The organism is Pedococcus bigeumensis, assembly GCF_006438965.1.
Lineage (GTDB): Bacteria > Actinomycetota > Actinomycetes > Actinomycetales > Dermatophilaceae > Pedococcus > Pedococcus bigeumensis_A.
The window spans coordinates 572,581-584,849 of sequence record NZ_RCZM01000001.1; the positions used below are offsets into that span (position 1 = coordinate 572,581).

Annotated in this window: 12 protein-coding genes; 6 read left to right on the top strand and 6 right to left on the bottom strand. The window is 71.2% G+C overall.

The genetic code is table 11. The features are described from left to right. Positions 1 to 3: 3 nt before the first annotated feature. The 5 genes from EAH86_RS02560 to EAH86_RS02580 form a co-directional block, all read right to left on the bottom strand. Entirely contained in the window at positions 4 to 1,641 is a 1,638-nt protein-coding gene (locus tag EAH86_RS02560) for an FAD-dependent oxidoreductase (RefSeq protein WP_140737033.1), read from the bottom strand. Then, positions 1,638 to 3,794, bottom strand: coding sequence for a molybdopterin oxidoreductase family protein (locus EAH86_RS02565; protein ID WP_241668194.1), 2,157 nt, complete (start codon positions 3,792 to 3,794; stop codon positions 1,638 to 1,640). Before EAH86_RS02565 ends, EAH86_RS02560 begins: the two co-directional genes overlap by 4 nt. A gap of 110 nt (positions 3,795 to 3,904) precedes the next feature. Then, positions 3,905 to 5,293 (bottom strand): MFS transporter, encoded by a 1,389-nt coding sequence (locus tag EAH86_RS02570; protein WP_140737035.1) that lies wholly within the window; start codon positions 5,291 to 5,293, stop codon positions 3,905 to 3,907. Positions 5,294 to 5,426: 133 nt separating this feature from the next. After that, on the bottom strand, positions 5,427 to 5,819 hold the full coding sequence (locus tag EAH86_RS02575; protein WP_161988549.1) for a YybH family protein: 393 nt from the start codon (positions 5,817 to 5,819) through the stop codon (positions 5,427 to 5,429). Positions 5,820 to 5,907: 88 nt separating this feature from the next. Beyond that, positions 5,908 to 6,498, bottom strand: coding sequence for an isochorismatase family protein (locus EAH86_RS02580; RefSeq protein ID WP_140737037.1), 591 nt, complete (start codon positions 6,496 to 6,498; stop codon positions 5,908 to 5,910). Between the two features lie 90 nt (positions 6,499 to 6,588). On the opposite strand from EAH86_RS02580, the gene EAH86_RS02585 reads away from it, so the two are divergent. Both EAH86_RS02585 and EAH86_RS02590 read left to right on the top strand, forming a co-directional pair. Continuing rightward, positions 6,589 to 7,179, top strand: coding sequence for an RNA polymerase sigma factor (locus tag EAH86_RS02585; RefSeq protein ID WP_140737038.1), 591 nt, complete (start codon positions 6,589 to 6,591; stop codon positions 7,177 to 7,179). Further along, entirely contained in the window at positions 7,176 to 8,186 is a 1,011-nt protein-coding gene (locus EAH86_RS02590) for a hypothetical protein (RefSeq protein ID WP_140737039.1), read from the top strand. The genes EAH86_RS02585 and EAH86_RS02590 overlap by 4 nt, the downstream gene beginning before the upstream one ends. A gap of 5 nt (positions 8,187 to 8,191) precedes the next feature. On the opposite strand, the gene EAH86_RS02595 is transcribed toward EAH86_RS02590, so the two are convergent. Then, a complete protein-coding gene (locus tag EAH86_RS02595; RefSeq protein WP_140737040.1) occupies positions 8,192 to 9,511 on the bottom strand; it encodes a nicotinate phosphoribosyltransferase in 1,320 nt (439 codons plus the stop codon). A gap of 62 nt (positions 9,512 to 9,573) precedes the next feature. Between EAH86_RS02595 and clpS the strand changes: the two genes are divergently transcribed. The 4 genes from clpS (at position 9,574) to EAH86_RS02615 (ending at position 12,250) form a co-directional block, all read left to right on the top strand. Further along, the gene (clpS, locus tag EAH86_RS02600) at positions 9,574 to 9,864 is read left to right on the top strand and encodes an ATP-dependent Clp protease adapter ClpS (protein ID WP_140737495.1); all 291 of its coding nucleotides are present in this window, start codon (positions 9,574 to 9,576) and stop codon (positions 9,862 to 9,864) included. Position 9,865: 1 nt separating this feature from the next. Then, positions 9,866 to 10,543 (top strand): DUF2017 domain-containing protein, encoded by a 678-nt coding sequence (locus EAH86_RS02605; protein ID WP_140737041.1) that lies wholly within the window; start codon positions 9,866 to 9,868, stop codon positions 10,541 to 10,543. 88 nt (positions 10,544 to 10,631) lie between these two features. Beyond that, positions 10,632 to 11,483, top strand: coding sequence for a glutamate racemase (gene murI / locus EAH86_RS02610; protein ID WP_140737042.1), 852 nt, complete (start codon positions 10,632 to 10,634; stop codon positions 11,481 to 11,483). Further along, on the top strand, positions 11,480 to 12,250 hold the full coding sequence (locus EAH86_RS02615; RefSeq protein ID WP_140737043.1) for an MBL fold metallo-hydrolase: 771 nt from the start codon (positions 11,480 to 11,482) through the stop codon (positions 12,248 to 12,250). Before murI ends, EAH86_RS02615 begins: the two co-directional genes overlap by 4 nt. The last annotated feature ends 19 nt before the right edge of the window (positions 12,251 to 12,269 follow it).

Here is a 12,269-nt window from a genome sequence, read left to right on the forward strand (position 1 = left end):
ACGCTAGGAGGCTGCCGTTTCGGCGTTGTGGTTCATGTGTTTCCCCTTCGTTACGTGGTTCTCACCCGGACGGACGTCGGAGGGTGAGAAGGCCATGGCGGTCGTGCCGAGGGCGTCCTTGCTCGTGCTTGCCGCCGGCGACAGCCACTCGACGAGCGCGCACACGTCGTCCGAGCACCCGCCGCAGCCGGTGGTTGCCCGGGTTGCCGCGGCGACGTCCGGGACACTGGTCGCCCCGTCGTGCACGCAGGCGACGATGGCCGCCTTGCTCACGCCGTTGCACCGGCAGATGGTGGCGTCGTCCGGGATTGCGTCGGGCGAGGTGGGTGCGCTTGCCGGGCCCGGCATCAGGGCAGGCAGCAGCAGGTATGCCGGGTCGGCGGGTACCGGGGTGCGCCGGGTGTACGTCGTGACGAGGTCCGCCGCGACCGCGCCCGCACCGACGCAGGTGGCGCCGACGAGGAGCCCACCGGACACGACGACCTCGACGTGCCGGCCGACATCGGGGTCGCTGAGGCGAAGGGTGCGCTGCGCCGGGTCGTCGACACGTTGCGAGCCGCACACCCCCATGGTCACGACGTCGAGGCCGTGCGCCTTGAGCCGCACCACGTCGCTCCCGACCGAGGAGGGTCGTGGTGACGCGGCGGTCGGGCGGGTCGGCAAGAGTTCCGCCCCGCCGCTGATGCTCCCGCACAGGAGCGCGGCGAGGCGGCGGGACTGCTCCCACCCTTGGGCGACGAGGCCGGAGCCACCCTCGGGTGGCTGGGCGCAGTCGCCGATGGCAAACACGCGGTGGTCGTCCGGCGAACGCAGGTCGTCATCCACGACGACGCCGCGGTCGACCGATAGCCCGGCAGTGGTCGCCAGGACGGTGCTGGGCACCGTGCCGGTCGCGAGCACGAGCAGGTCGGCAGGGACGATCTCGCCGTCATCCAGACGCAGTCCCCGGAGCCGACCATCCTCGACCAGTGCCTCGGTGGCTCCGACGCCGACCCGGTGGTCGATGCCCAGACCGGACATGGCGAGCTCGACCACCCGGCCGGCCTCCTCGTCGAGCTGACGCTCCATGAGGGTGCTCGCCGGGTGGACCACGGTGACGGCGACCCCGCGTCTGGCGAGGCCGCAAGCAGCCTCCATGCCGAGGACGCCCGCCCCGAGGACCACCGCTCGTTGCGCGTTCAGCGTGGCGGCGACGATCTCGCGGGCGTCGTCGATCGAGCGCAGGCCGTGGACGCCGTGGGTCAGCGTGCCGTCGTCTGCGCCGCCGCCATCGCCTCGGTCCGCGGCACGCAGACCGGGCAACGGCGGGACCCGGGCTGCGGACCCGGTGGCGAGGACCAGCCGGTCGTAGCGCAGCCGCCCACCACCGGCGGTCACGACGACACGGTCCTCGCGGTCGAGGTGGTCCGCCTGCTCACCACGCAGCACCGTGAGGCGAGGGCTCTGCGGAGTGGGGAGGGTCAGCGCCGACAGGTCGTGCTTGCCGGCGACGACCTCGCTGAGGAGCACGCGGTTGTAGGGCTCGCACGCCTCGGCCCCCACGACCGTCACGTCATAGCGTCCGGCCGCGTCGGCACCGAGGAGGTCCTCGACGAAGCGCGACCCGACCATGCCGTTGCCGATGACGACCAGGCGGGTCATGCGGGGGTCTCCGTGCCCACGTGATCCGGCTCGGGGTGCGTTTCCCGACGCGCGAGGTGGCGTCGCGCCGGGGTGATGTCGACAGCACAGACCTTGAACTCCGGCATGCCCGACACCGGGTCGGTCGCGTCGGTCGTCAGCCGGTTCACGCTGGCGGCACCGCTCCAGTGGAACGGCATGAAGATGGTGTCCGGTCGGATCGAGTACGTGATGCGTGCGGGCACGGCGACCGAGCCGCGGCTGGTCGTGAGACGCACGCGCTCACCGTCGACCACTCCCAGTCGGGCTGCGAGCAGCGGGTGCACCTCCGCGGTCGGTCCGGGGACCGCGGTGGCCAGCGTCGCTACCCGCCGGGTCTGCGCGCCGGACTGGTAGTGCTGCAGCACCCGCCCGGTGACGAGGTAGAGCGGCGCGTCCGGACGCAGGTCGTCGGCCGGGCCGACATGGTCCACGGCGACCATGTGAGCACACCCGTCGTGGGTGGGGAACGAGTCGGCAAACAGGCGCGGGGTGCCGGGGTGCGGTGCCACACCGCCACCGGCTCCGGTGGCCGGGCACGGCCAGTACAGCGCCTCTTCGGTGTCGAGTCGGGCGTGACTGAGGCCGCTGTAGTCGGCGCGTCCGCCCCGGCTGGCGCGCGCCAGCTCGTCGAAGACGAGGGTCGGCTCGGTGTCCCATGTCCCCTTCGAGCCGAGACGGGCGGCCAGCTGCGACCACACCCAGAGCTCGCTGCGGACACCGCTGGGTGGGTCGATCGCCTTGCGGCGCCTGATGACTCGGCCCTCCAGGGAGGTCATGGTGCCCTCCTCCTCGGCCCACTGGGTGACTGGCAGGATGACGTCGGCGAGCATGGCCGTCTCGGACGGCACGAAGTCGCAGACCACGAGGAGGTCGAGGGCGGCGAGCCGCTCGGCGACCTGTTGGGCGTTGGGGGCGCTGACCAGCAGGTTGGAGCCGTGCACGAGCAGGGCGCGTGGGCCACCGGGCGTCCCGAGCGAGGCCAGCAGCTCGACGGCGGGTTGGCCCTTGCCCGGCAGGGACGACTCAGGGACGCCCCAGACCGCGGCCACGTGGGCGCGCGCGTCCGGGTCGTTGATCATCCGGTAGCCGGGGAGCTGGTCGCACTTCTGGCCGTGCTCGCGGCCGCCCTGGCCGTTGCCCTGTCCGGTGACCGCGCCGTACCCGCTGCCGACGCGACCCGGCAGGCCGAGCAGGAGGGCGAGGTTGATGGCGGCCGAGACCGTGGCCGTGCCCTGGCGGGACTGCTCGACGCCCCGTCCGGTGAGGACGAACGCTCCACGACCGCCCCTGGCGGGACTGGCGGCCGCGAGCAGGCGTGCTGCGTCGCGGAGCACGCCTGCCGGGACCCCGCACACCTGCTCGGCCCGCTCCGGCCACCACAGCGCCGAGCGCCGGCGGATCTCCTCGAGGCCGGTGGTGCGTGCCTCGAGGTAGTCGAGGTCGGCGAGGCCCTCGGTGAGCAGGATGTGCTGGAGCGCCATGAGGACGACCAGGTCGGTGCCCGGCACCGGCTGCAGGTGCAGTCCCTGGCCGTCCGCCGCGAGGTCGGCCGTCGCGCTGCGCCGCGGGTCGACGACGACCAGGCCACCGCGCCCCCGGACATCCGCTAGGTGGGCGACCGAGGGCGGCATCGTCTCGGCGAGGTTGCTGCCGAGTAGGAGCACCGCGTCGGCACCGCTGAGATCGGTCAACGGGAATGGGAGCCCGCGGTCGATGCCGAGGGTCTGGTTTGCGGCGGCCGCCGCGCTGCTCATGCAGAAGCGGCCGTTGTAGTCGATGTTTGCGGTGCCGAGGGCAATACGGGCGAACTTGCCCAGCTGGTAAGCCTTTTCGTTCGTCAGGCCGCCCCCACCGAACACCGCCACGGCGTCCGCACCGTCCTCGTCGCGGATGCGGCGGAGCTGGATGGCGACCAGGTCCAGCGCCTCGTCCCAGCCGACCGGAACGAGGTCGCCGTCGGCAGTGCGCACGAGCGGGGTGGTGAGTCGGTCGGGCGCCGCCAGCACCTCGGCGCTGGTCCAGCCCTTCTGGCACAGTCCGCCGCGGTTCGTCGGGAAGGCCCGGCCCTCGACGGCGACGCCGTTATCGCCGTCGAGGCCGGGGTTCGGGGTGAGGGTCTGGGCGCACTGCAGCGCGCAGTACGGGCAGTGCGTTGCGACGCCTTCGGTGCCGGCACCGCCGGTCGCAGCGGTGAGGGCGGTGTCGGTGTCGCGGGGGAGAGGGGTCACGAAGGGTCCCGGACTCAGATCGTCTCGGCGGCGAGCGGGGAACCGCGCCGGGCGTACACGGCATACGTCGTGATGGCCATGAGCAGGTAGGCGGCGATGAAGACCCACAGCGCTGGGACGAGAGAGCCGTACTGGGCCTTGGCCATCGCGAACCCGCGGGGGATGAAGAAGCCCCCGTAGGCGCCGACAGCACCAGCGATCCCGATGCACCCGGCTGCCGTCTTGCGCGCGATGGGCAGGCGGTCCGCGCTGACCCCGGCCCGGAACACCGCTGGGATCATCCGGTAGGTCGCGCCGTTGCCGATTCCGGCGCCGACGAAGAGCACGAGGAAGGAGCTGAAGAAGACCGCGAAGCTGTGCGACGTGAGCCCCTCGATGGCACCCACGGCCCCGAGGGCGAGGAGCACGAACGAGCCGATCGTCACGCGGGCTCCACCGAACCGGTCAGCGACGATTCCGCCGAGCGGCCTGGTGAGGGCCCCGATCAGTGCGCCGAGGAACGCGATGGTCGTCGGCGTCTCGGGGAACTGGGTCTTGAGCAGCGTTGGGAAGGCCCCCGAGTAGCCGATGAACGACCCGAAGGTGCCGATGTAGAGGAACGAGATGATCCAGGTGTGCCGGTTGCGGGTGGCCGCGGCGAAGCTGCCGTAGTCGGCCTTGACGCCGGTCAGGTTGTCCATGCCGCGCCAGGCGAGCACCGCAGCGAGGATCGCCAGCGGGATGAACATCAGGCCGGCTCGTTCGAGGTGCGTGCCGGCGCCGATGGCGATCACTGCCGGCACGACCAGCTGGACGAGACCGGTGCCGAGGTTGCCCCCGGCGGCGTTGATCCCGAGGGCCTTGCCCTTCTCCGCCTCGGGGAAGAAGAACGAGATGTTCGTCATCGAGGAGGCGAAGTTGCCGCCGCCGAAGCCCGCAAGGGCCGCGCAGCCGAGCAGCAGCCCGAACGACGACGACGGATCGCTCACCACCCAGGCGAGGGCTGACGCCGGGATGAGCAGGAGCAGTGCCGAGATGATGGTCCAGTTGCGGCCGCCGAAGCGCGGGACGGCGAAGGTGTAGGGGATCCGCACGGTCGCGCCGACCAGGCTGGGCACGGCGATCAGCCAGAACTGCTGATCCAGGGTCAGGCTGAACCCGGCCGCTGGAAGCAGAGGGACGACGACGCTCCAGAGGGCCCAGACGCAGAAGCCGAGGAACTCGGCGAGGACGGACAGGCTGAGGTTGCGTCGCGCGATCGACCGCCCACCTCCGCGCCAGAACGTCGGGTCCTCAGGGTCCCAGTGGTCGATCCACCGGCCCGACCGATGGGTCGGCGCTGCGGTGGTGGCTGGCGTGGGGGCAGCCGGGCTCACCGGTGCCGTGGTCGTCGCGGAATCGCCGGAGGTCAGGTTCGTGGTCACCCGGGAAGCGTGACCAACCGATGTTTCGCAACCCTGCGACCGCCGTAAAGCGTTCGTAACAGTTGCCGCACAGTCCCGTCACCGGGGCTGTGAGAACTTCGATCCAGGTATGCCGCAGACGGGCAGTGACCGGTCAGCCGCGCGGCATCTGCATGGGAGAGGTAGGCGTCGAGTGTCGCCGCCACACCCGCCAGGAACCGTCGTCCCCGCGCAGCCAGGTGTCGCTGAGGATGAAACGACTGCTGCGGTCCTGACCGAGGACCGTGGCGTGCTGTGTCGCCAGGGTCAGGGCGCAGGCTGTGTCGTTGCCGACGTGCAGGAACTGTTCGTGCACCTCGTAGTGGTGCACGACGTAGTCGGGCAGCACGCGTAGCCACTCCTCCCGGTCCACGGTCACGGCAGCCGGGACCACCAGGACCAGCGCGTAGTCCTGGTGCAGGAGGTCCTGCGCAGCCACCACGTCGCGTCCTTGGATCGCGGACTGCCACGCGTCGGCTCGCGCCCGGACATCGTCGTGGTCACTCACCGGGTAAGCATGGCACCGAGCGCGACGTGACGTGCGGCCATCGATGCAGGCCGTGGGCACCGCATCCTCCAGCACCTGCGGGCAGCGGCTATTCGCCCGCGACCTCACCGCGGGTGGCAACCTCTGCGGCGGCCAGGTCGGCCAGTGCCGTCGCCGTGCTCGCGGGTGCCACGCCGGCCGTGAGGTCGAGCAGCACCGTCGTCTCGAAACCCTCCTCCGCGGAGTCGAGGGCGGTGGCGCGCACACAGTAGTCGGTGGCGATCCCGACGACGTGGACCTCCTCGATGGCCCGGTCGCGCAGCCAGTCGGCCAGGCCCACCTTGGCGTCGGCCTGCACCGTGTGCCCCTCGAACCCGCTGTAGGCAGCGGTGTGGTGACCCTTGCGGAAGATCGCCTCGACGTGCTCGAACGCGGGTTCCGCGGCCGGGTGGAACAGCGCCCCGTCGCTGCCGACCCGGCAGTGCGTCGGCCAGCTGTCGACGAAGTCCGGCGAGTCGCTGAAGTGGGCGCCCGGGTCGTCGTGCCAGTCGGCGGTGGCGACGATCGCGGCATACTCCCCGAGGTGGGTGAGGACGTGCTCACTGATCCGTCGCGCCACCTCGGCTCCGCCGGCCACGGCGAGCGAACCGCCCTCGCAGAAGTCGTTCTGCACGTCCACGATGACCAGCGCCCGGCTCATGGGACGACGCTACTGCGCCCAGGTCGGTAACGCTCCGTCCGGTGCCGGACATGAGGGGAGTGTCAGACTCTCGGCCGTGGAGGGGGATGGATGAGCTCGCCGGAGGAACGTTTCTCGGCGCTCTTCGAGCGAACGCACGTGGCACTGCTGGGGTATGCCGTGCGGCGGGTTGCGGACCCCGCTGACGCTGCCGATGTGGTGGCTGAGACGTTCCTCGTCGCGTGGCGGCGGCTCGAGGACGTGCCGGTGGGGGAGCAGGCCAGGCCGTGGCTGTTCGGTGTCGCCCGCCGCGTGCTGGCCAACCACTACCGCGGCGAGCGACGGCGGGTGGCGCTCGCTGACCGTCTGCGGGACTCCCTGCACGAAGCCGTCCAGCCACTCGAGGTGCGCGAGGCGACCGCCGTCGAGCGGGCCCTCGACCGGCTGCCGGACGACGACCGTGAGCTGCTGCGCCTGCTGGCCTGGGAGGAGCTCGCCCGCGAGGAGATCGCCGTGGCGATGGGCCTGACCAGAGGGGCGGTGCGGGTGCGGCTGCACCGAGCCCGCACGAAGCTCAAACAGGCGATGGAGGACATCGATCGCGAGACGGATCGTGTTGCGGTGAAACGCAGCTCGAGTACCGGACATGACTCAGGCAGATGGGCACTCGCCCGTCGCGACCCCAGGGAGGAGATCTCATGAAGGACCACGAGCTGATGGACGCACTGCGCACAACGCGTCGCGTGCCGGACGCCGTGATCGCCCGAGGGGTCGATCGACACGCGCTCGGCGCGCTGCGTGACGGGATCATCATGACCGACCGGAACCAGCTCGACACCATTGAGGCGCCGCGGAGGGGTCGGCGCCTCGGCAGACGGGGCATGGCCGCAGGGGCCCTGGGCATCGTGCTGATCGGCAGTGGGGCGGCCTATGCGGCCTACAGCCAGTGGTACGTCGGTGGTGCAGCGGACGGCCTGACGTGCATGACGACGTGGGCAGACCCGCTGGACAGTGAGCACGCTCTGGATGGTTCGACGGGTGGTCCGCCGTTGACAGGTGACCCCGTCGCCGACTGCCAGCGGTACCAACAGCTGTCCGGCAAACCGGCGATCCTCGACCCCGTCGCCTTCACGCGCAGCGGGCAGGTCTTCGTCGTCCCACGCGAGCAGGCGCCGACAGATGGCCAGGCGCTCGTGACCGATCCCGCTGACCGAGCGGCAGCGATCCGGCTGGACGCCGCGTTGGAGGACTGGATCGACGGAGGCAGCAGCGGGTGCTTCACGAGAGCCAACGCGGTGCCCTACATGGCGTCCGAGATCAAGCGTCTCGGCATGGTGGGGTGGACGACGAAGGTCATGCCGGACAACCGTCCCTACGAGGACGGTCCGTGCGGCTTCTTCGACACGGACCCGGCCACCCGGACGGCCCGGTTCTTCCCCGACCGTGTGACCGACCCCAACATCCGCAGGCCGGACAAGGATGTGGCTGGGTTCGTCTACGACGTGCGCGACGCACTGCGCTCCGGAATCACCAGCAGGTGCACCTCGACGGGGGAGGCGGAGGCGGTCGTGGCGAAGGCGTTGGGGACGCAGCACCACTGGCCGACCACCGTGGTGGTCGACGACCAGGCGAAGTGCGCGAGCGTCGACCTGCAGGTGGGGGGCAGCATGCAGATCTGGATCTACGGACCCGGGGCAGCCAAGCCCTGACTGAACTACTCGGCGTCGAGGTAGGTCGTCGGGATGGCGGGCTCTCCCCGTTGCAGCCTCCGGGCCGCGGCGGGGAGCTCTGCGCGGGACGTCGTGTGCCGCGTCCGCGCCGCCTCGAGGTCCACGGCCGCGTCGTCCACCACCCTGCCGTCAGCCATCAGGGGGACCAGCAGCGCACGGTCGTCACCATCGTCGTCAGGCGGCTGCCCGATGCCGATCACCTCCGCTTCCGCGATGCCCCGGGCGTTGCGGCGACGGAGCGCGTACTTGCGCCCGGCCACGGACGCCTTGTCCTTGCTCTTCTTGGCGACGCCGACCATCACGCCGGCGTCGTCGGTGCGGGCCACGAGCTTGTAGACCATCCCCGCGGTTGGTGCCCCGGACCCGGTGACCAGCGACGTCCCCACGCCGTAGCGGTCCACCGGTCCCGCGGCCAGGGCGGCGATGGCGTACTCGTCGAGGTCGCTCGTCACGATGATCTGGGTGTCCGTGGCCCCGAGCCGGTCGAGCTGGTCGCGGACCTCGCGCGCCTGGACGAGCAGGTCACCCGAGTCGAGTCGGACCCCGCCGAGCTCGGGCCCGGCCAGCTCGACAGCCAGGGCGACCGCCGTGGGCACGTCGTAGGTGTCGACGAGCAGCGTCGTGCCCTTGCCGAGCGCGGCGATCTGGGCGCTGAACGCCTCGCGTTCGTCGTCGTGCAGCAGGGTGAACGCGTGCGCCGCCGTGCCCGCCGTCGGCACCCCGAACCGGCGCCCGGCCTCCAGGTTCGACGTGGTCGCGAACCCCGCGATGTATGCCGCGCGGGCAGCCGCGACCGCCGCCTCCTCGTGGGTGCGGCGCGAGCCCATCTCGATGCAGGGCCGGTCGCCGGCGGCGGAGGTCATCCGCGACGCGGCGGACGCGATGGCGCTGTCGTGGTTGAGGATGCTCAGGGCCAGGGTCTCCAGCACCACCCCGTGCGCGAAGTCGGCCTCGACGACGAGCACCGGTGAGCCGGGGAAGTAGCACTCGCCCTCGGCATACCCCCAGATGTCGCCGTCGAAGCGGTAGTCCGCGAGGAACCCCAGCGTCGCCTCGTCCACGACGCCACGCAGCTGGTCGAGCTCGTCGTCCCCGAACCGGAACTGTTCGATCGCGGCGAGCAACCGGCCGGTCCCGGCGACCACGCCGTAGCGCCGTCCGTCGGGCAGCCGCCGCGCGAACACCTCGAAGACGCACCGACGCGAGGCGGCACCGCTGCGCAGGGCGGCCTCGAGCATGGTGAGCTCGTAGTGGTCGGTCAGCAGGGCCGTGCTGGACGAGCTGCTCGATGAACGTGGGGTCACCTCGGCAGCCTAAGGTGGTGGCCGTGCCGAGTGCCTTCCCCATCATGACGTCAACTGCGGTGATGTCCATCGCGCCTGTCGAGCAGAAGAGTGCCTCGACGGACGAGCTGACGGAGGTCGACGTCCCGTGGATCACGTTGGTGTGGAACGACCCGGTCAACCTGATGTCCTACGTCACGTTCGTCTTCCAGAGCTACTTCGGCTACTCCAAGTCCAAGGCCGAGCGGCTGATGATGGACGTCCACGTCAAGGGTCGCGCGGTCGTGTCGACCGGTGCCCGCGAGCGCATGGAGACCGACACCGAGGCGCTCCAGGGCTACGGCCTCTGGGCCACCTTCCAGAAGGACGACTGACGTGGCGCGGGGGTTCAAGCGACGCCACGGCCGCTATGTGGCCACCCTCGACGCGGTCGAGCGCGGTCTGGTCGTCGGGTTGATGGAGCAGGTGCTCGAGCTCATCGAGCCCGAGCAGGCGCCGAGCGGCGATGGCGCACCCGGCGCGGATGGCGCGGATGGCCCCTACGGTCCGGGCGGCGAGAGCGGTGGGGACGAGTTCGACCAGATCGTGGCCGGGCTGGGCGGGATCGGCATGGGGGTGTCGCTGTCCGCCGCCGACCAGGCACCGGAGCTGACCGGATCGTTCCCGCGGGACCGCGACCCGGCCCTCGAGCGGATCTTCCCGACGGCCAACCGCGAGGACGACCAGATCGCAGCGGAGTTCCGGAGGCTGACCGAGGGCGGCCTGCGGGACCGCAAGTCGGCCAACCTGACCACGGCGATCCGGGCGCTGTCCGGCATCGAGGACCAGAAGATCTCGCTCGAGCAGCCGCAGGCGCTGGCCCTGCTGATCGCGCTGACGGATGTCCGGCTGGTGCTGGGCGAGCGGCTCGGGCTCCAGCGGGACGACGACTTCGACCTGCTCGAGGAGCAGGTGTCGGGCCTGCCGCCGGACGACCCGGCCGTCTATGCCCTCGCCGTCTACGACTTCCTCACCTGGCTGCAGGAAACCCTCGCCCACGCGCTCACCCCCTGACCGGCCCTGACCACGTCCGTCCCGGGTGTGACACACCAGACGCCGTACGGATGAGGTCAGCAGGGGTGCGCGCACCTAGCCTTGACCCGTGGCGGATGCACCCATCGGGATCTTCGACTCGGGCTACGGCGGACTGACCGTCGCACGCGCCGTGCTCGACCAGCTCCCGCACGAGTCGATCGCCTACTTCGGCGACACGGCCAGGGCGCCCTACGGACCGCGTCCGATTGCTGAGTCCCGTGAGTTCGCCCTCGAGTGCCTCGACCGCCTGGTCGACCACGGCGTCAAGGCCCTCGTCATCGCCTGCAACACCGCCAGCGCGGCCGTCCTCCACGATGCCCGGGAGCGCTATGACGTGCCCGTGGTCGAGGTGATCCGGCCCGCCGTGCGTCGCGCCGCCCGGGCCACCCGCAACCACCGGGTGGGCGTCATCTCGACACAGGGCACCCACCAGTCCGGTGCCTACGTCGACGCCTTCGCCGCGGCGCCCCACCTCGAGGTGACCAGCGTGCCGTGCCCGCGGTTCGTGGAGTTCGTCGAGTCCGGTGTGACCAGCGGGCCCGCCGTCATCGACGTGGCCCGCAGCTACCTAGCGCCGCTCATCGACGGCGACGTCGACACCCTGGTGCTCGGCTGCACGCACTACCCCCTGCTCACCGGCGCGATCTCCTACGTGATGGGTGACGGGGTGACCCTGGTGTCGTCCGCCGACGAGACGGCCAAGGACGTCTACCGCGTGCTGGCCGACTCCGACGCGCTGCGCCCGGCCCACCTGCCGCCGCCGAGCCACGGGTTCACGACGACCGGTGACGCTGCAGAGTTCACCCGCCTCGCGCGCCGGTTCCTCGGTCCTGAGGTGGGGGCCGACAGCGACGCCGTCTTCGGGGACGCGGTCGTCCGCTCCGTCGTGACGCCCGTCGCCTCGGGAGGACCCCGATGAGGCTCACCGTCGTCGGCTGCTCCGGCTCGTTCGCCGGTCCCGACTCGCCCGCCTCCTCCTACCTGCTGCAGGCCGAGCACGAGGGCCGCACCTGGTCCGTCGTGCTCGACCTGGGCAACGGCGCCCTCGGCCCGTTGCAGCGCTACGTCGACCTGGCCGAGATCGACGCGGTGTTCATCACCCACCTGCATCCCGACCACTGTGTCGACGTCTGCGGCCTGTACGTCACCCGCAAGTACCGCCCCGGCGGCCGGGTGGAGGGGCAGCTCGCGATCCACGCACCCAGTGGAGCCGAGGAGCGGTTCGCCCTGATGTACCACGGGCTCGAACGCGGTGGGATGAGCTCCGAGTTCGCTGTCCACGAGCTCGCTGACACCCAGGTGACGCGCGTCGGGCCCTTCGCCATCACGGCATACCGGGTGAACCACCCCGTGGAGGCCTATGGCTTCCGCGTCGAGGCCGACGGGGTCGTCCTCGCCTACACCGGTGACACCGACTCCTGCGACGCGCTCACGCCCTTGCTCGCCGGGGCCGACCTGGCTCTGGCCGACAGCGCCTTCATCGACGGCCGCGACGACGACTCGGTGGGCATCCACCTGTCCGGCTCTCGAGCGGCCGCCGCCGCGGTGGCCGCGGGTGACGTGCAGCGGCTGATGCTCACGCACATCCCGCCCTGGAACGACCCCGAGGTATGCCGCGCGCAGGCTGCCGCCGTCTGGTCCGGTCCGCTGGACCTCGCCGTCGCCGGCAAGACCTACGAGCTCTGAGCCGAGTCCCCTAGGCTGC